The following is an 18584-nucleotide window of genomic DNA, read 5'->3' as shown; positions in this document are numbered from 1 at the left end:
GGCGCGCATCCGCGGCGCGCCTCCTGTCACATGAGTGTATGACTCCGTACGGGAGTATACGGCATCAGCCCTCAGGCTTTTCCGGTGATGAACATCACACCCTGATCGGTGACGTGGTCGATGTCACGCAGCGCGTGGAACAGCTCGTTGAGCCAGAATCCTTGGTTCAGACCCGGCAACGGCTTCGCGGTGCCCCACACGTGCAGCGAATAGTCGTGGTCCTTGTCGGGCGGCTGGGGCCCGTTGTAGCGCATCGTCACCTGCGGATTCGTGCTGCCGACCAGCTTGCTCGCGGCCGACGTGCGGCCCTGCACGGTCTCGGGAATCATGGAGGGCAGCTGCCGGGAGAAGTCCGGCGGAATCTGCAGTGCATGGGAATCGTTGAAGTCGTACATCAGCGCGTCGATGGGCAGATTCGCGACCGTCCAGTGAATCCATTCGAATCCGCAGACCGGGATGGAGTCGGGGTCGGTGAACGCCCAGTGCAGGTACCGGGCGGCGGGATCGATCTCGTCGATATAGAACGGGAAGGAGATGACGGGCACGCCGTCGGTGCGGTATTCGGGCGCGGCGGCTTTGGCGAAGTCGTCGGGCATCACCGTGAAGTCAGCGGAAATCTTCATGTCTCCAGTATCGCGCATGAGCGTGACGTGCGGCACCCGGCTGCAGGCCACACCGCGCGCGACGGCAGACCGGCCGCAACAAGCCACCGTCCCCCGCCGGGGTTTATCCGACGGGGGACGGTGGAGAAAGAGTCAGTCAGGCCGACCGGTCACGACTGGCCGGTCTGACTGGGGATCAGGCGGAGTGCTTGCGGCGAATCATCACCACGCTCACTCCGACGGCGAGCAGCATCAAGCCGAGGCCGGCGAGCGCGCCGACGGCGGCGCCGGCCTTCGCGACACCGTCGCCCTTGCCGTCGCCGTCGTTCTTGCCGGTTTCGGCGGCCTTGACCGTGACGCTGTAGGTCACGTCGATGACCGTGTCGTCGGCCATCGTGTACTGCACGACGAAGCTGTCGTCACCGGTCTTGTCGCCGGCCGCATACACGAGCGTGCCGTCGGCGATTTCGGCCTTGCCGAGCTTGCCTTGCTTGATGATGGAGCGGCTCTTCCAGCCCGCCACGTCCTTCGGCTCGGTGACCGTACCGGTCTTGCCGGCGGTCACGTCGCCGGTATCGGCCTTGACGGACTTGTGGTCGGGCGTCGGCTTGGTCTCATCCGCGACGGTGATCTCGACGCTGCCGGACTTGTCCGTGCCGTCGGTCGAGGTGGCCGTGATGACGACCTTGCCGGCCTTCTTCGCGGTGATGACGCCGTTGGCGTCGACCGTCGCGATGGATTCGTCGCTCGACTTCCACGTCACCTTCTTGTTGGTGGCGTTGCCGGGCTTGACGGTCGCGGTGGCCTGGAGTGTCTTGCCGACGGAGACGGTGGTGCCGGCCTCGACGGTGACCTCCACGCTGGTGACGGGGACGGTCTCGACGGGCTTGGCCGTCACGGTGATGTGGAGCGTGCCGGACACGCCACCGGCCGTGGCGGTGATGGTCACCGTGCCGGCCTTCTTGGCGGTCACGACGCCGTCCTTGTCGACCGTGGCGACGGACTCGTCGCTCGACTTCCACGTGACCGTCTTGTCGGTCGCGTCAGCCGGGGCGACGGTCGCCGTCAGGGTCGTGGAGGCGCCTTCGACGAGCTCCTGCTTGCCTGTCACGGTCACGGACTGGACCGGGATGACGGTCGGGGCCTTGTCGCTCACCGTGATCTTCAGCGTGCCGGACACGCCACCGGCCGTGGCGGTGATCGTCACTTCGCCGGCCTTCTTCGCGACGACCTTGCCGTTGGCGTCAACCGTCGCCACAGTGGCGTCGGAGGACTTCCACGTGACCGTCTTGTCGGTCGCATTGGCCGGGGCGACGGTCGCCGTCAGGGTCTGCTCTCCATCGACGGTCATCGCGGCGTCGCCGGCAACGGTGACGCTGGTGACGGGCACGGTCGCGGCGGAGACGGTGATCTCGATGGAACCGAACTTCGTCTTGTCGCCGTTCGACGTGGCGGTGATGGTCACCTTGCCGGCCTTCTTCGTGGTCACCACGCCGTTGGCGTTGACCGTAGCTACGGCGGCGTCGGAGGTCGACCAGGTGACGGACTTGTCGGTCGCATTGGCCGGGGCGACGGTCGCCGTCAGAGTGACGGTGTCGCCTGCGGTGGCGGTGTTGGCGCCGGTCACGGTCACGCCGGTGACGGGCACGTTGGCGCTCGCCTTCTTCGTGATCGTGTACGTGGTGCCTGCGGTGGTATCGAACACGAGCAGCGAGGCGCCGTCCGCGTTGGTCACGACCTTGGCGTTCACGGCGGTGTCACCGTTCTTGACCTCGTAGTTCTGGGCGCCGCCGGCGGTGATCTTGACGGCCGCCTGCTTGCCCTTGTTGGAGGTCAGCTTGACTTCGGTGGCCTTGCCGTTCTTCCAGGTCGTGCCGACGGTGAAGTTGCCGCGGGCCACGAGGCCGCTCACCGAGCCGTCCGCCCAGGCGTCGGGCAGGGCGGGCAGGATGTTCGTGTAGTTCACGTACTTCTTGCCGTCGGTGTCGGTGAAGGTGGAGTTGGACTGCAGCAGCATTTCGTCGACACCGGAGGTGTTGCCGAAGTTGCCGTCGATCTGGAACGGCGCATGGTAATCGAACAGGTTTGCATACATCGCGTTCTTGAGCTGCAGCTCGACCAGCTGGTACGTGGTGTTGCCGTCGCCGGTGCGAGCCCACGAATTGATGCGCTGGCCAATGGCCCAGCCGGTGTTGGACTGCAGCACGTTGCCCTTGAAGCAGCGGTACCTCAGCGAGGTCTTGGCCGCCTCCATGTACTCGGAGTTGTCGATGGTGATCAAATCACCGGGGAACAGTCCAAGCAGGTGGGACATGTGACGGTGCTGGTTGTCCGCCTGGTAGCCGCTGATGGCGGATCCATCCTTCTTCTTGCCGAGCGCACCTTCGAAGTACCATTCCTTGATCTGGCCGGAGTTGCCGACCTCGATCGGCTTGAGCAGGCTCTTGGCGCAGCTCCAGGAACGGTTGGCGTTCGCATCGGCGAAATTGCCGTTGTCGCCCTTGGCCCAGTTGTCGGTCGAGCAGTCGGTGGTATCGCCGACCAGACCGTCCGGATCTCCCTTGGCCTTGGCCGCCTCGATGGCGTCGTTGAGCATCTGCCACACGAGCGAGCTCTCGTACGTGTTGCCGTCGGTGCCCAGCGGGCCCTGTTCGGGCGAGTACGCGACGCCGGTGGTCAGGCGGTCACCGGAGCTGGAGCCGGCCTTGTGCAGCATGTAGTTGACGTAGAAGTGCGATTCCTCCTTGAGCAGCGCGTACACGCGATCAAGCAGGGCAGGGTCGCCGGAGTACTCGTACGCCTCGTACACGTTCTGCAGGATCCACGGCACGGCGGCCGGGCTCCAACCCCACGAGAACGATTGACCGGGTGCGGTCCAGCCGTAGGCGGTGTTCTCGGTGTGGGCCATGTAGCCCTCGCCCTCGCCGATCGGCGTGGTCTCGGGGTTCGTCGTCTCCGCGCCCGCGTAGACCTTGGCGGTCACACGGCCGGGCTTGACCAGACCCTCCACATACTCGATGAGCGGCTCGGCGAGCTCTCCCATGTTGGCCGAATAGGTCGGCCAGTAGTTCATCTGGAGGTTCACGTTCATGTGGAAGTCGGAGCCCCAAGGCGTGTTGCCGTGGGCGTTGTCGCCCGCGGTGACCGACCAGATGCCCTGCAGGTTGCTGGGCAGCTGACTGTTCTCACGGGAGGAGCCGATGGTCAGGTAGCGGCCGTACTTGTACACCAGCGTCTCCAGCTCGCGCTTCTGCGCGGTGGTTGCGGAGCCCCTCTGGTACGCCTTGAGCAGCGCGTCGGTGGCGACGGCGCCGTCGGAGCTGTGGCCGGACTGGCCCAAATCGATCTTCACGCGGTCGTAGATGGCGGAATGATCGGCGATGTGCGCTTTCTTGACGGCGGTGTAGCCCTTGTTGGCGGCGTCCTGCACGACCTTGGCGACGCGGGTATTCACCTCGGCGGCGGTTTCGCCGGTGCGGTAGGACGGATACTTCTGCTTGTAGTCCGTCGCGGCGGCGATGTACAGCGTGACCGCCTTCGCGTCGGAGACCTTCAGCGAAGCGCCGTCGGAGCCTTCGGAGAGCGTGCCCTCACCGTTGTCGAGGACGACCTTGATCTGCGAGTTGTACAGCAGGCCGTTGTTGCCGAGAGCGCCCTTGACGGTGAGCGTGTCACCCTTGACCGTCGTGGTTTCGCCGGTCTTGGAGTAGTTCGTGTTGGTCGGCATGCTGACGTTGAAGTTCAGCTTGCCGGCTTTGCTGGCCGTGAGGCGGGCGACCATGACATTGTCGGGGTTCGACGCGAAGTATTCGCGCGTGTAGGTGACGCCGTCATGCTTGAACGTGACGTCGGCCTTGCCCTTGCTCAGGTTCAGGTCGCGGCGGTATTCGGTGACGGTCGTGTCGTTGAACCCGTAGTCGAGGTAGATGTCGCCCCAGTTCAGGTAGTTGCCCTGCTCGGCCGCGTTCTCGCCGCCGGTCAGGTTGCCGGGATTGACCGTCTCGGCGCCGTTCGCGAGCTGCTTGTTGAGCGCGCGCAGCGTGGCGCCGTTCTGACCCTTGGTCTCGTTGTTGCCGCCGTTGTAGCTGGTCGAGGATCCGGGGCCGCCGGTCCACAGCGTCTCCTCGTTGAAGGTGACGCGTTCACGGCTGACCTCGCCCCAGACGGTGCCGCCGATCTTGCCGTTGCCGAACGGCAAGGTGGTCTGCTGCCAACGGTTGTTGTCGGGGTTGCCGTAATTGCCGCCGGCGGTGGCGGTGGCGTCAGTCTGCGACGCGGGCTGCTTGTACCACAGCCAGTCGTCTTTGCTGGTGTCGCCGTCTCCGCCGTCCTCAACACTGGCGATGACATAGGCGTTGAACGAAGCGGCGATTTCGGGGTCCTTGTTGTACTTCACGGTAATAGGGTATACGCCGATGCTGGCACTATCGAAAGCGCTGGTGTCGATGGTGTAGTTATCCTCACCGTTGCCTTCGGTCAGCGTCTTGACCGTGCCGTCGGCCGTGCTGGTGGCCTTGACCACGAGTCCGGCCTTGTCGAACGCCTCGCCCTTCTGGTACTTGACCTTGGTCGGGCCTTCGATGCTCAGCGTGTATGCCTTCGGCTTCTTGGTGACGGACAAGGTCGGCTGCATGGCCTCGGTGGCGCCGGTCAGCGAGGTGACTTCCTTGCTGCCGAAACGCATGTCGGACTTGTTGAGCTCGCCCAGGGCCAGCGTGATCTTCTTCTCGGTGGCGCCGGCGCTGAACTTGGCGAACTCTGCCTTGATGATGTCGGTCACGTCGAGCAGAACCTTCTTGGCGTTGCCCGATTCGACGGTCATGCCATCGGAATACTTCTTAGATCCATAAGCGAACGCATGGGACGTCGCGGTCTTCGTGGTATCGGTCACCTCGAAGTCCGGGCGGTTCGCCCACGTGGCATTGTTGGTGTCGCAGGGAGCGGTGCCGGTGCACCGCGACGTGTCAACAGCGACCACCTTGACCTTATCGGTGGCCGTGGCGGTCTTGTCTGCACCGGCGTAGCCCAGATACGTCAAGGTGAGGATGGAGTGCTCGGGCGCCGCGGTGTAATCGGACAGGTCGAACGTCATCAGACCCATCTTGGCGTCTGTGACATCACTGACGTCGGTGGACTTGAACTTCTCACCGAAGTCGCCGTAATCGCCTTCCGGCTGCAGCGCGCCGACATAGGCCGCAGTGTTCTTCTTCTCGTTCTTCTCGCTGGCCCATGCCTGCAACGTGGTGTCGGCGGAGGGCTTGAGATCGTCCTTGGTGGACACGGAAACGGTCAGCTTCGGAGCCATGTCTGCGGTCGCGCCGTTCAGGGACGTCGTGCCTTCGGAACTGGCGAAACGAACCTCGGTCTTCTTGGTCTCGCCCACGGCCAGGGTGATGACCTTCTTGCCTTCGGCGAACTGCTGGCGCACGATTTCGGTCACATCTACGGTGACCTTCTTGGTATTGGCGGGAACCACGGTGATGGCGTCGCCCGCGTAAACCGTCGTACCGTACTCGAACGGCTTGGACTCGGCGACGAATGAGGAGTCGTTGATGCTGAACTTCGGCTTGGTCGCGCCGGTCGCGACATTCGCGCCGCAGTCTGTGGCGTTATTGGTGCACACGGTGGTGTCGACGGGGGTCACCTTGATGGTGTCGGTGTCGGTGGCCGTCGGGTTGCCGCGGTAGCCGAGGTACGTCATCTCGAACGTTGCGGAATCGGGGGCATGGTCGTAGGCACTCAGGTCGAACGTCAGCAGGCCGGTCTTCAGATCGGTGGTGTCCGCGGCATCCGTGGACTCGAACTTCTCGCCGAACACGCCTTGCGAGGGCCCTTGCAGTGTGCCGATGTACGGCTTGGACGCCATTGAGGAATTCTTCTCGCTCGTCCACGTCTGCAACGTGGTATCGGCGGAGGGGGTGATGGTTGCTGTGGTGGAGGACGAGGCGTCGGACGCTGCCGCTCTCGTCGTGCCGACCGCGACGGCCGACGCAGGTAGTCCGGCCAGCAGCATGCCGACCGTCGCGCAGGACGCCACCAGTGGCATCAGACGCGATGACATCGCTCTATGTTTCATATTTGGTCCTTTCTCCTATAGAGAAGCCAGCAGCTTTGCCGGTTCATGTTAATATATACATTGTTTACTAAAAGAATCAAGTCCGTCGGCGACTTGTGTCTTCAATTGGAATCACAGCTCTCAGAAAGTCCCTGGATACCGCCGTTCCCAGAATTACGTAACATTCTTGGCATTATTATCACAGGGTGCAGGGCCGCCGGGAAGACCGCCCCCAGCCTCGCTACGCTCGGCAGCTCCTGACAGCGGGAGCACACCATCCGCGCCATCGGCCGGCCAAGTCGTCAGCGCAGCCGGTCGCGTACCACACCAGCGCAAAATCACATCAAAATCGCATTGTGTGGCCAGCCAGTCTGCCTCACAATGAAATGTGAACCCTCACATCACGTGGTGTGGCACAACATGCACCGCAAAACCGCCATTTTTCAACGGCCCGAAACGACTCCTCCGATGCCCGCGTACCACACCAGCCCAAAAACCATCGAAAAACTCATTGTGTGGCAGACCGAGAGGGTGATACGCGCCGGACGCCCCTCTGCTCTCGTCACAATCATGTTCTATGGAAGCACACCGGCCATCTGCCGCACCAGCGCATCCGCCCTCAACAATCCTTCTCCCGTTTGCGTCGCTATGTGCGCGCCGGAACGACGACCGTGCGCACATAGGGACGCAAACCACAGTCCCCGAACCCGTCGCGCACCATATATAGGAAATTCTCCGCCCATCACTCGCCTACATAGCAAACAGCCCGGCGAGCCTACGCACGGCGCACTGCCATGCGTAAGTTCACCGGGCTGTCAGCCTCATCAATCCAGCGAGCGCAACGGGCGCCCCATCAATCGGTGAGTGTGAATTGGCTGTTGTAGAGGTCGGCGTAAAACCCTCCCGCCGCGAGCAGTTCCTCGTGGGTACCGCGCTCGATCACGTCGCCGTGGTTCATGACGAGAATCATGTCGGCGTCGCGGATGGTGGAGAGGCGGTGCGCGATGACGAAGCTCGTGCGCCCCACGGTCAACGCATCCATGGCCTTTTGGATGAGTTCTTCGGTGCGGGTGTCGACGGAGGAGGTGGCTTCGTCAAGGATGAGGATCGGAGCGTCCTGCACCATGGCGCGGGCGATGGTGAGCAGCTGGCGCTGTCCTTGGGAGAGCGAAGTGTTGTCGTCAAGCACGGTGTCGTAGCCCTGCGGCAGAGAGCGCACGAAGTGGTCGAGTCCGACGGCCTTGCATGCGGAGACGATCTGCTCGTCGGTGACGCCGGGCTTGGAGTAGGCGATGTTTTCGCGCACGGTGCCACGGAACACCCATGTATCCTGCAGGACCATGGAGAACTGGTCGTGTACGTTCCAGCGCGGCACGGAAGTGGTGTCGATGCCGTCGATGGAGATGGAGCCGCCGGAGATCTCGTAGAAGCGCATCAGCAGGTTGACCATGGTGGTTTTGCCGGCGCCGGTCGGACCGACGATGGCGACTTTCTGGCCGGCGGAGACGCTTGCCGAGAAGTCGTGGATGATCGGCTTGTCGGGCTCATAGCCGAATCGCACGTGACTGAATTCGACGTCGCCGCGCACGGTCCGGGGGTTGCCGGCCGCATCGTAGCCGAGCAGCTGCGAACGCTGCGAAGCCGTCATACCGGCGGTGGCATTCGCGCGAGTGCCGCGATGCGCCAGCTTGCCGCTGTCCGTCCGTGCCGTGCTCGCAGCGGCATCAGCCACGCCGAGTTCGGCCTTGGTCGGTTCCGCATCCATCTCCGGCTCTTCGAGGAAGCCGAACACGCGCTCGGCGGCGGCCGCGCATCGCTGCAGGTTCTGGAACGCCTGCGCAAACTGGCTCAACGGCTGGGTGAACAGGCGGATGTACATCATGAACGCGACGATCACGCCGAATTCGATCTTCCCGTCCATGGCGAGCGCCGCACCGACCACGCACACGATCACGTAGCCGAAGTTGCCGACGAAGTTCATCAGCGGCATCATCAGGCCTGACAGGAACTGCGATTTCCAGCCGGATTCGTACAGGTCGGCGTTGTACTTCTCGAAGCGGCGGATTGAGTCGGCCTCGCCGTTGTACGCCTTGACGATGAGGTGACCGGCGTACATCTCCTCGATGTGGCCGTTGACGTCGCCGAGCGCCATCTGCTGGCGGGCGAAGTATTTCTGCGAGGATTTCATGATGACCATCATGATGATGAGTCCCAGTATGCTCGCGCCGATCGCGCACAGGGTCATGATGACGTTGTTGTAGAACATCATGACGAGCGCGCCAACGAACAGCGTTGCCGAGGTGATGAGCGAGCCGAGGGACTGGCCGAGCGTCTGGCCGATGGCGTCGACGTCGTTGGTGATGCGGGAGAGTACGTCGCCGTAGCTGACCTTGTCGAAGTATTTGAGCGGCAGCTTGTTGATTTTGACCGAGATCGATTCGCGCAGGCGCTGGGCGGTGCGCTGGGTGACGTTCGCCATCATCCAGCTTTGCACGTAGCTGAGCACCGCGTAGCCGACGTACAGTGCGACGAGCAGCCAGGCGATGCGGCCGACGGCGTTGAAATCGACCGAGTTCATCACCGGCTTGCCGTTCACGATGGCCGGCAGTCCCTTGACGATCTCGTTGGTCATGTCCTTGAGCTTGTCCGGTCCGATGATCTGGCATATCGTGCCGGCCGCGCCCAGCACGAGCGCAATGATGATGACGGGCAGGTAGTTGCGGCAGTAGTGGACGAGCTTGCCCATCACGTTGCCGAAATTGGCAGGCTTTTCGACCGTGCGGCCGCCGCCCATTGGTCCTCTTGGTCCTGGCATTTGTTACTCCTTAAAAGTCCGTATTGATCTCACGCGGTCAGTTCCGACTGACTGAGCTGGGATTCGGCGATCTGACGGTAGACATCGCAGGTGTCGAGCAGTTCCTGATGGGTGCCTTGGCCGACGACCTTGCCGTCATCGAGCACGATGATGCGGTCGGCGTTCATGATCGTGCCGATGCGCTGGGCGACGATGAGCTTGGTGGATCCCTTGGCTTCTTTGGCGAGTGCGTCGCGAACTTCGCGGTCGGTCTTGAAGTCGAGCGCGGAGAACGAGTCGTCGAAGATCAGGATTTCGGGGTGGCGGTAGACGGCGCGCGCGATTGACAGGCGCTGCTTCTGGCCGCCGGAGACGTTGGACCCGCCTTGTGCGATCGGGGCGGTGTATGTGCCGTCCATGCGCTCGACGAACTCGGTGGCCTGAGCGACGCCGGCCGCCGCCTTGACCCGGTTCATCTGTTCAGTCGGCATTGCGGCGCCTTCCGCTCTCTTGCCCGCGGCGATGAGTTCGGCTTCGCGTTTGCGGCCGGCCGGAGTGGAGGTGTCGGCCATTTCGACGTCCGCGGAGCTTGCCCCGTTCACGTCGTCGCCGTAGCTCACGTTGGATGCGACCGTGCCCTTGAACAGCACGGACTGCTGCGGCACGTATCCGATCTTGTCGCGAAGGGCTTTCAGATCGTATTCGCGCACGTCCACACCGTCGACGAGCACCTGCCCGGCCGACACGTCGTAGAAGCGCGGCACGAGGTTGATGAGGCTGGACTTGCCGGAGCCGGTGGAGCCGATGAACGCGACGGTCTGGCCCTTTTCGGCGGTGAAGTCGATGCCTTCGAGCGTCGCCTCGCGTGAGCCGGGGTAGGTGAAGCTCACATTGCGGAACTCGACGGTGCCGGTTTTCCCGCCGCCCAGACGCGCCACGTCGGCGGCGGTCTTGGTGCCGGTTTTGACGATCGGATCGGTGTCGAACACTTCGAGCACGCGTTGCGCGGACACGTCGGCGCGCGGCCAGAGCACGAATACCATGCTCATCAGCAGGAAGCTCATGATGACCTGCACGGAGTAGTTGGAGAAGACGACCATGTTGGAGAACACGTTGAGCTTGTCCGTCAGGCCGGCGGCGTCGATCAGATAGGCACCGATCCAGTAGACGGCGAGCATCAGGCCGTTCAGGACGGTGTTCATCAGCGGCATCATGAACGCCATGACGCGGTTGGTGAACAGCTGCGTGTCGGTGAGGTCCTTGTTGGCCTTGGTGAACTTGGCCTCCTGGTAGTCCTCGGCGTTGTAGGCGCGCACGACGCGCAGGCCGGTGAGGTTTTCGCGGGCCACGAGGTTGATGTTGTCGGTGAGCTTCTGCATGGCCTTGAACTTGGGCATGACCATGGCCATCATGATGACGACGGCGACGAGCAGGATGACGACGGCGATGCCGGTGGCGAGAGTCCATTCGAAACCTTCGCCGGCGATCTTGCATATGGCCCATACGGCCATGATCGGCGACTTGACGATGAGCTGCAGGCCGATGGTGATGAACATCTGGATCTGCGTGATGTCGTTGGTGGAGCGGGTGATGAGGCTCGCGGTGGAGAATTTGCTCATTTCGGCGGGGCCATAGGATTCGACCTTGCGGAATTCGAGCGAGCGCAGGCGCTGGGTGAATGACGAGCCGACGCGTGCGGAGATGTAGCCGGTGACGATGGCACAGGCGACGGAGCCGAGGGAGATGAGCAGCATCTTGCCGCCGGCGATCCAGATGTCGCTCATCGCGCTGCCCGGCGTCTCGACGAGCGTGGTGATGTCTGACATGTAATCGGGCAGTTTGAGGTCGAAGAAGACCTGCCCGACGATGGTCACCAGGGCGATGAGCATCTGACCGATCTCCGCTTTGGAGAGGTATTTCAGGATGCGAAGCATTGGCTTTCCCCTTGTGTTTTGTTGGTGATTGGTTACGTTATTTGCCGCGGCATCGATATCCGATGCCCGAATTAGTTTCTGTTGTTAGATTACTTACAGTGTAAGATATTACGCATTATTCTGTGTATTCGCTGTGAATGGCGCGCTTTGCGCTGGCTGCGCACGAGAGACACGGCACGCACGCCGTCCCCCACGTCATCCGCAGCCGGCGGAAGAAGCTACTCCTCGCCGGCCTTCGCGCGCTCGGTCCGCATATGATCGGCGACACGCCTGTCACGCTCGGCGAACGCGGCCCGCACCTCATCGGGGGTCGGGCGCGGCGCGCCGGGATGGCAGATGGCCATGTATGTCGAGAACTCCGACAGCAGATCAACGAACTCGCGCGTGCGCCGCTCCCCCATCTGCGAGAAGATCCAACAGATTGCCGAACGCATCTCCTCCAAGTCGCACTTGGACCGCTCTCGCCCGGCATCCGTAAGGTTCACGCGGATGATGCGGCGGTCGTCCGGGTCGATGTCTCGGGTGATCAACCCTTTTTTCTCCAGAGCGGCAAGCACTGTGGAGATGCGGCCGGAGCTGGCCTTCAGCGAACTGGCGAGCTGCGACGGCGTCATGGTGCCGCGCAGTGCGAGCTCGTGCAGAATGAATGGCTCGCCATGCGCACCGCGCGCGAACTCCTTCTGCATCTTGGAACGGTTGCCCCACACGCTGGCGTACAGTTCGCTGAGCGCCTCCCGCTCAAAACCCATTTCGCACCGCCTTCCGATTCGACCATTGCCGCACTACCGCGCTCCGCGGAGTACCGCCAATACATTCCAGCGGCATATACATCGTGCAAACATCTGTAATATTATCTCACACCGTAAACAATTTACAGTATGTGATTATATGTCCGCGCCTTACTCCCCTGCTACTAACTTGATCTGTACGCATTTTTTCCGTACAACCATTCTATGGCGACACTAACGAAGCAAACGGTATCGAAACAGAAAACGTCCCGGCTTGACATTCGACTGACGGATGCGCAACGGCAGCTCATCGAGCGTGCCGCCGAGCTGACCGGCAGCACGCTCACGCAATGGACCGCTCGCCATCTCCTGGAATCAGCCCGTAAGGATATAGAAGAAGCAACCGTCCTGCATCTGGAATCACAGGCATTCGAAGATTTCATACAGGCATTGGATCAGCCGGTTCCGCCAGCAGCCGAAAAACTCACGGAAAGGGATCCGCAGTGGGCATGATCCATCATTTCCAACGTCCGCGCAAGCTCGGCCCGGAAGAGAGAATGGGGAAGTTCTCTTGTGGAGTACCGTTCATCGACAAGTGGGCCGCACAACGCGCACCGTCATCGGCCCAGCATGGGACGGCCGTCGCGTACGTGTCATTCACTGCGTTAGGTGAACCGGCGAGATTCTACACGCTGAGTGCATATTCGGCACTGCGAGCACGATCTGTCAGCGGCGCACTAGGGTCACGTGCGCTCATTGTGGAACCTTACGACGATAAAGCACGCGCGTTCTATGCGCATTTCGGTTTTCAACCGATTCCCGGAACCACCAGCATGTATCTCAGGCTCGTTTGACGACGAGCCTGTTCCGTATTTATGACGGTGACTCATAGCGTTGATTCACGGCAGTAAAGACAGCTCCTCAGGGGCGAGCGTGAGATTGACTGCGGCGAACGAGTCCCGGACCTCATGCGGGTTGCGGGCACTGGGAATGGTGAACAGACGGTCATATCTGGTCAGCTCCCACGCGAGCACCACACGCTGGTACGAGACGCCGCGGGCCGCTGCGACCGTGCGGAACGGATCATACGCATGACTGTCGAATGCGTCCAGGAACCCGCCGAGCGGCGACCAGCACACAAAATCAAGACCGAGATCGGCGCAGTGACCCATCGTATGCTCGGGGTCGGGATGCGATGGCGAGAACTGGTTCTGCACCGCAATCAGACGGTCGCCGAGAATCCCACGGGCGGTGTCAATCTGCGCATTGTCCACGCGCGAGATGCCGGCGAACCGAATCACGCCCTCATCCAGCAAGGTTTTCAGCGCGCCGACCGTATCCTCATACGGAACCGCGGGGTCAGGGCCATGCGAATACAACAAATCGAGCGCGTCGACGCCGAGGCGGAGAGCGGACTCCTTCGCGTCACGAATCATCGTCTCCGGGCGCGAGTCGGCCATCCACCCGTACCGGCTGCCGGCCGCCTGCAGGTGCTGTCGCTCGGATGCGGATGCGCTCGCGCCGTCGCCCGGGGATTGCTGAGGATCTTCCGCGTCGCGGTTCGTCACTTCCAGCGTTCGGCGATAACCAGTCTTCGTGGCGACCAGAACCTCATCGCGCGGACCGCTCCAGCTGGCGAGCGCCGCATGAACCAGCATCTCGCCGTACCCGAAATCACGCGGCACGCCTGTACCGTCAGGCCCCGGTTCGCTTGGCAGATAATACGACCATGCGGTGTCGAGATAACGCACTCCGGCGTCAAGCGCGGCATGGATCGTGCCGATGGCCGTCGCCCGGTCCGGGCGTCCCTCGATAGAGAGCGCCATCGTTCCCATGCCGAGGCGCGGCATGCGCGCTTTCCCCGCAAACTCCACAATGTTCGATGTCACCATGCCACCATCATCCCACGCGACACGAACACAGGGCCGACTGGCAATGCGCCAGCCCATGAGTCCCGGCCCCGGTTCCTTTCGACTTGTTCCGGCGAAAGTCCCATCCGAAGACACTCAAATGGGACTTTGGCGGGATGGGTGGACTTCACCTCCCGCGTGAGGCCCCGGCAGTCAACAAAAAGTCGGCCGGCCACCGAATAGGTGACCGACCGGCATCATATGCCGATCCGCTGATTCAGCGCCGGGGCTCGCGCCGACGGCGGGCGGCAAGCGCCGCGCCGGCACCGACCGCGAGCAGTGCCGCGAACGCGCCGAACACGCCGCTCACAGAGGCGCCGGTCTTCGACAGGCCGGGCTGCTTGTTGCCGGCATCCGGCTTGTTCGGCTTCACCGTGTCGTCGGCTCAGTCGGCTTCGTCAGTTCGGTCGGTTCGATCGGCTTGCTCGGTTCGATCGGCTCGGACTTCTCCCTGACGGTCACGACACGCTTGACCGTGTACGACGCACCTTCGGAGTCGGTCACCGAATACGTCAGCGTGTATTCACCGGCCTTCTCGGTGTTCACCGAACCTTCGACCAGGATCTTGTCGGTCAGATCGCCGTCCTCCTCATCGGAAGCGGCCGCACCGGCCTTCGGGTCGAACGCGTCGACGTTGATGTTCTGCTTCGCGGATGCGTTGAGCAGCTGGTAGGTGGCACCGTCGGACGTGTCGAAAATCCACCGGGCCGCGGGGTCGGACTTGGCGTCTTCCACCGACTCATCGCTGAAGGCGTTGGTGCCGTCCTTGGCGACGAGCACCTTGCAGTCCGTATTGGTGATGACGTAGGCCTTGAGGCCGGGGCGCTCGGTGTCGGACTGGTCGATCTGGGTGAACTTCCAGGCCTGCTTCTTGGTGTCGGTCAGGGTCTCGGGCGTGTCGGCGATGGACAGTGCGGAATCGCCGGAAGCCGTGGCGGACAGGTTCTTGCCGGACTGCACGCCGACAAGCTGGTAGGTGTGCCCGACTAGGCGATCACCGAGACGGGATGGAACGCCCACAAGGCGTTCCGCGCCATGCCGCACGACGCGCAGACCGCATTTGCCATCCGCATGCTGTTCACCCACCGCGACGCGGACCGCTACGGCGCCGACATGTTCCTGCACTACGAGCGCGGCTTCAACGTGCGCTTCGAGGGTGCCGGCTCGAACAATTACTGAATTCGGGCATCGGAGCGCCGGAGGGATCCCGGACGCGCGAGCCGCCAAGCGCGACACACGCACAACACGCGACGGTTTTGCTTGTCCGCGAGTCTGTGGTATTCTCTTCGAGTTGTCTGTTGAGGCCAAAAGGCCGCGGCAAACAGCGTAATGGAGGATTCGCCTAGTGGTCTATGGCGCACGCTTGGAAAGCGTGTTGGTGTAACAGCCTCACGAGTTCGAATCTCGTATCCTCCGCCATCAGGGTTTTGGCTTCGCACCAAGGCCCTTTTTCTTTCTCGAAAATGGCGGAATTTCAACGATTTCAGCCAATCTGCCACCTTCACATAATCTCCCCAGAAGCACGTGAAGCGCCTTTTATCCATGTACAATCAGTGGTAAATAGCGTGGTACTTTTCTGATGCACCGGATTTTTACCACGGATTGTCCGATTACCACTCTTGGAGGCGACATGGGCAACAGGCGCAACTTCGGTTCAGTCAATGCCCGCACAAGCAAAAGCACTGGCCACAAGTATTATGAGGCCCGTTACCGCCCGCCGATCGAAGCGCGCGCGAAATGGCCTAATCTGCCCCAGTACATCACCAAGAACTTCCCCCAGCGCCACATGGCCGAGGCGTGGCTGTCTGAAGCCAAAAGCGAGATCGACGATGGAAGATGGATCCCGCCAGTCATCGCGTCGAATCGGAGTGCTGCCTTCCAAGTCACCTTCGGCGAATATGCTGCGAATTTCGTGGAGAACCGCCGCAAGAAAAATGGCGAGCCACTGGCCATCACCACCAAGCAGAAGTACGAACAGTACCTGCGGGACTATCTGATTCCCGTGTTGGGCAACAAACTGATGGGCGGTATTACTCCGAAAGACATTCAGGCCTGGGCTGACACCATGCCGCTGGGGGCTGCGGGAGAGGGCGGGGCCATCAAGCGCAAAGTGTGGGAGCTTTTGCGCGCCATCTTCAATCATGCTGTGGAAACACCTTTGGATATGGACGGCACCACGCTGCTCACGAAATCTCCCGTACTGATTGAAGTCAGCAAGCCGTGCTCGGACGTGGCCTATGGCAATGTGTCGGCGGAAGAACTTGAGACGCTCTATCAAGCCATGACGCCACGTTTCGCACCGGTCATCTATCTGATAGGAATCATGGGCATGCGCCCCGGCGAGGTCACAGCGCTCCAGCGTCAAGATATCGTGCTTGCTGACGATCTCTCTGGCGGCATCATCCACATCACCAAAACCGCTAAGCCTATACGCGTGCCTGATTCCGAGACGGGTGGCGGACATCGAGATATCCTCATTGGACGCCCGAAAACCCGTGGTAGCGTACGCGATTTAGAGATACCCGCATCACTCGCTGGAATCCTTGACAAACACATACGCACCTATGTTCTCGACGCGCCCGACTCCTTCCTGTTCACCGGCGAACGTACGCATACCGTAGTGGACGATCAACGCTTGCGCAATGCCTGGTACAACGCGCGTCGCAGTGTGCCTCGTCTTGAACAACGTGGCCTTCGTCTTTACGATCTAAGGCATCGCGCGGCCAGCGTAATGAAGACCTACACCAACTCCGACAAGACAATCATGAAGGTTATGGGCCACACGCAGCTCAGTACGGATCTGCATTATCAGCATGCAATCGATAGCGAGAACGCCAAGATTCTCGAAGGCATGGAGCATGACATACGCGGTCTGCATCGATCCCCGAACAGCGAGAAGGTCGTCTACGAAGATGCACCGAGGCAACAGCTAGGGATGACATCTCAGTTGCCGGCGACGCCAATAGACGACGCGGAGAGCACGCCTAAGCTGATGTCCGAGTATGTGAAGAGTATGCCGCTGAATACCCAGGTAGCGTTTCTTGAGGCCATGACGGATGACGTACGCACGGCGATTCTGAATGTGCTTCCGTTCGGCGTCGCTAAGAAAATCCTTGCCCATATATCCGAGAAAGCCTAGATTTATGCACTGGCAACTCACTGATACCACTCGTCGCCGCGCCGAGCGCACCATTCGTACCATCGTGAATGATGGTCCGAATACTAGCGCTCCCATTGAAACGAACTTATTGATGCGGACCGTCACTTGGTATTTTATTCCGGTCTCCGATCCTCAACGTCTCTGGAGCTGGGGTTGGATGGAGCCGCCCTCTGTACGTGAATTCGCACGTCAATCGTTGGAAAAGGACGGGGCTATAGATGACTACGCGCTTCGCGATCTGCTTGTTGAAAAAGAGGATATGGAGTGGCAAAAACACGACGATGATGACAAGCAGTTCTGGCACGAAAGCCATGAGCTATTGGATGAGATCACTCGTTTCCTATCCCTATTTGAGTCTATTCGTCCCTCTGATGATTGGAATGTGATGTTCTCGCGAGCCTACATTGACCTCTTTGAGCGCGAGTGGGGGCAATCCATCGGAGTTGAAAAAGCACCATCGTTCTTTCTGAAGCTTGGTGCATATATTGCCGCGCATCTCTATGCGACCAGCCAATACAGCTCCTTGAAACGAACTTTGGCGAAGTCGGGCTCATCCGTTGATGAGGACAGAATCACTAAGTATTGGCACTCGTGTATCCACGAGTACAACCGCTGGTTGAAGTCCGGCATAGCAGACAGGAAGACCATGCCGGGCTATGTCAAGGCGGCTTATAGCGGCGATATCGAGCTGTATTGGAAGTCTGTTAATAAAGCTCACTCCATGCCTCACCTAGGAAAGAGCCGCAGACTCTGAAAGACCGGTACGATCAAACAGAGCCGTTTCGGAACACTACCCAGATGAACATCTGCGTTTGCATTTAGAAGCTTTCCACAATCTCGTGGATTGCCATGCTCATCGACTCCGCTTGCGCCTCGTTCATCCCATTGAGCCGGTCCAGGTCGGCCATCTGGGGTGCTGCCTTCAGGCAGTCTGTCCGGTTGAGCAGGTGTCTGGACTCCATCAGCCGGTCCACAATCTGTGCCTGGCGTTCCCTCGTGCGCCTCTCGATGTCCCGCAGATGCTCCTCGAGCACGTTGGCCATCATCATCTCCCTGAACTGCTGCGGATGGTTGTCCATCAGCCAGTTGATGCGCATGTTCTGGATCCCGTGCAGGCTGCTGCGGGTGAACACCTTGTACGGCACCGCCCACTTGTTGAGCAGTTCCGGATGCGCCGCCCGGCGCTGCTCCATCGCCTTGAGGTTCCTCTCGTAGCGCGCCTTGAGCTGCGGGTCGGTCCATGTTATCTCGTCCATCGTCGTTCCTTTCTTCGATATTATTTTCCGTGCCGGAGGATTGTGTGAAACGTTTTACCACAGGTTGCGGCGTGGTTCGCGACACTGCGTCCAGGCAATCTCCCCATTTAATCGTTTCCGCATCGACAGTCATAGGGCTCACCCC

Annotated in this window: 12 protein-coding genes, 1 tRNA gene and 1 pseudogene; 5 read left to right on the top strand and 9 right to left on the bottom strand. The window is 61.1% G+C overall.

What is annotated here, in order from left to right:
- Window positions 1-71 precede the first annotated feature (71 nt).
- From BBBF_RS00995 to BBBF_RS00975, 5 genes are all read right to left on the bottom strand, one after another.
- A complete protein-coding gene (locus BBBF_RS00995; protein WP_013363002.1) occupies window positions 72-623 on the bottom strand; it encodes a YbhB/YbcL family Raf kinase inhibitor-like protein in 552 nt (183 codons plus the stop codon).
- A gap of 175 nt (window positions 624-798) precedes the next feature.
- Window positions 799-6678 carry a glycosyl hydrolase family 95 catalytic domain-containing protein gene (locus tag BBBF_RS00990; protein ID WP_033510071.1) on the bottom strand — a complete coding sequence of 1960 codons (5880 nt, stop codon included), beginning with the start codon at window positions 6676-6678 and terminating at the stop codon, window positions 799-801.
- An 832-nt stretch (window positions 6679-7510) separates the two neighbouring features.
- Window positions 7511-9451 carry an ABC transporter ATP-binding protein gene (locus BBBF_RS10690; protein ID WP_003811591.1) on the bottom strand — a complete coding sequence of 647 codons (1941 nt, stop codon included), beginning with the start codon at window positions 9449-9451 and terminating at the stop codon, window positions 7511-7513.
- A gap of 50 nt (window positions 9452-9501) precedes the next feature.
- A complete protein-coding gene (locus BBBF_RS00980) occupies window positions 9502-11385 on the bottom strand; it encodes an ABC transporter ATP-binding protein (RefSeq protein ID WP_003811589.1) in 1884 nt (627 codons plus the stop codon).
- A gap of 218 nt (window positions 11386-11603) precedes the next feature.
- On the bottom strand, window positions 11604-12134 hold the full coding sequence (locus BBBF_RS00975; RefSeq protein WP_003811587.1) for a MarR family winged helix-turn-helix transcriptional regulator: 531 nt from the start codon (window positions 12132-12134) through the stop codon (window positions 11604-11606).
- A 204-nt stretch (window positions 12135-12338) separates the two neighbouring features.
- Here BBBF_RS00975 and BBBF_RS00970 point away from each other — a divergent pair, with 204 nt between their 5' ends.
- Entirely contained in the window at window positions 12339-12626 is a 288-nt protein-coding gene (locus BBBF_RS00970; protein WP_003811585.1) for a type II toxin-antitoxin system TacA family antitoxin, read from the top strand.
- Window positions 12627-13012: 386 nt separating this feature from the next.
- Here the strand turns inward: BBBF_RS00970 and BBBF_RS00965 are convergent, their stop codons facing one another.
- The 3 genes from BBBF_RS00965 to BBBF_RS10685 all read right to left on the bottom strand — a co-directional run bounded on the left by BBBF_RS00965 (window position 13013) and on the right by BBBF_RS10685 (window position 15043).
- Window positions 13013-14005: an aldo/keto reductase gene (locus BBBF_RS00965; protein WP_017143196.1), complete on the bottom strand. Its 993-nt coding sequence runs from the start codon at window positions 14003-14005 to the stop codon at window positions 13013-13015.
- A 235-nt stretch (window positions 14006-14240) separates the two neighbouring features.
- On the bottom strand, window positions 14241-14396 hold the full coding sequence (locus tag BBBF_RS10195) for an LPXTG cell wall anchor domain-containing protein (RefSeq protein WP_020372719.1): 156 nt from the start codon (window positions 14394-14396) through the stop codon (window positions 14241-14243).
- Window positions 14393-15043 carry a DUF5011 domain-containing protein gene (locus BBBF_RS10685; protein WP_020372718.1) on the bottom strand — a complete coding sequence of 217 codons (651 nt, stop codon included), beginning with the start codon at window positions 15041-15043 and terminating at the stop codon, window positions 14393-14395. The genes BBBF_RS10195 and BBBF_RS10685 overlap by 4 nt, the downstream gene beginning before the upstream one ends.
- Between BBBF_RS10685 and BBBF_RS09440 the strand changes: the two are divergent.
- The 4 genes and pseudogenes from BBBF_RS09440 to BBBF_RS00940 all read left to right on the top strand — a co-directional run.
- Window positions 15032-15202, top strand: a pseudogene (locus BBBF_RS09440) (glycerophosphodiester phosphodiesterase); the annotation flags it as partial. The gene BBBF_RS10685 and the pseudogene BBBF_RS09440 sit on opposite strands and share 12 nt — an antisense overlap.
- Before the next feature lie 152 nt (window positions 15203-15354).
- Window positions 15355-15442 (top strand) — tRNA-Ser (locus BBBF_RS00950).
- Window positions 15443-15653: 211 nt separating this feature from the next.
- Window positions 15654-17162 (top strand): tyrosine-type recombinase/integrase, encoded by a 1509-nt coding sequence (locus tag BBBF_RS00945; RefSeq protein ID WP_033510073.1) that lies wholly within the window; start codon window positions 15654-15656, stop codon window positions 17160-17162.
- Between the two features lie 4 nt (window positions 17163-17166).
- Window positions 17167-17937: a hypothetical protein gene (locus tag BBBF_RS00940; protein WP_021975238.1), complete on the top strand. Its 771-nt coding sequence runs from the start codon at window positions 17167-17169 to the stop codon at window positions 17935-17937.
- 64 nt (window positions 17938-18001) lie between these two features.
- Here BBBF_RS00940 and BBBF_RS00935 read toward each other — a convergent pair whose 3' ends face one another.
- Window positions 18002-18439, bottom strand: coding sequence for a TnpV protein (locus tag BBBF_RS00935; protein WP_013389444.1), 438 nt, complete (start codon window positions 18437-18439; stop codon window positions 18002-18004).
- Window positions 18440-18584: the final 145 nt, after the last annotated feature.

The organism is Bifidobacterium bifidum ATCC 29521 = JCM 1255 = DSM 20456 (genome assembly GCF_001025135.1).
Lineage (GTDB): Bacteria > Actinomycetota > Actinomycetes > Actinomycetales > Bifidobacteriaceae > Bifidobacterium > Bifidobacterium bifidum.
Note: the sequence above shows the minus strand (reverse complement) of the source record. Positions and strands in the feature narration are given on the sequence as shown.

Coding starts and splice junctions, on each gene's coding strand:
- BBBF_RS00965 (WP_017143196.1), bottom strand. CDS start 14,005: ATGGTGACATCGAACATTGTGGAGTTTGCGGGGAAAGCGCGCATGCCG.
- BBBF_RS00975 (WP_003811587.1), bottom strand. CDS start 12,134: ATGGGTTTTGAGCGGGAGGCGCTCAGCGAACTGTACGCCAGCGTGTGG.
- BBBF_RS00970 (WP_003811585.1), top strand. CDS start 12,339: ATGGCGACACTAACGAAGCAAACGGTATCGAAACAGAAAACGTCCCGG.
- BBBF_RS00935 (WP_013389444.1), bottom strand. CDS start 18,439: ATGGACGAGATAACATGGACCGACCCGCAGCTCAAGGCGCGCTACGAG.
- BBBF_RS10690 (WP_003811591.1), bottom strand. CDS start 9,451: ATGGGCGGCGGCCGCACGGTCGAAAAGCCTGCCAATTTCGGCAACGTG.
- BBBF_RS00945 (WP_033510073.1), top strand. CDS start 15,654: ATGGGCAACAGGCGCAACTTCGGTTCAGTCAATGCCCGCACAAGCAAA.
- BBBF_RS00980 (WP_003811589.1), bottom strand. CDS start 11,385: ATGCTTCGCATCCTGAAATACCTCTCCAAAGCGGAGATCGGTCAGATG.
- BBBF_RS00995 (WP_013363002.1), bottom strand. CDS start 623: ATGAAGATTTCCGCTGACTTCACGGTGATGCCCGACGACTTCGCCAAA.
- BBBF_RS00990 (WP_033510071.1), bottom strand. CDS start 6,678: ATGAAACATAGAGCGATGTCATCGCGTCTGATGCCACTGGTGGCGTCC.
- BBBF_RS00940 (WP_021975238.1), top strand. CDS start 17,167: ATGCACTGGCAACTCACTGATACCACTCGTCGCCGCGCCGAGCGCACC.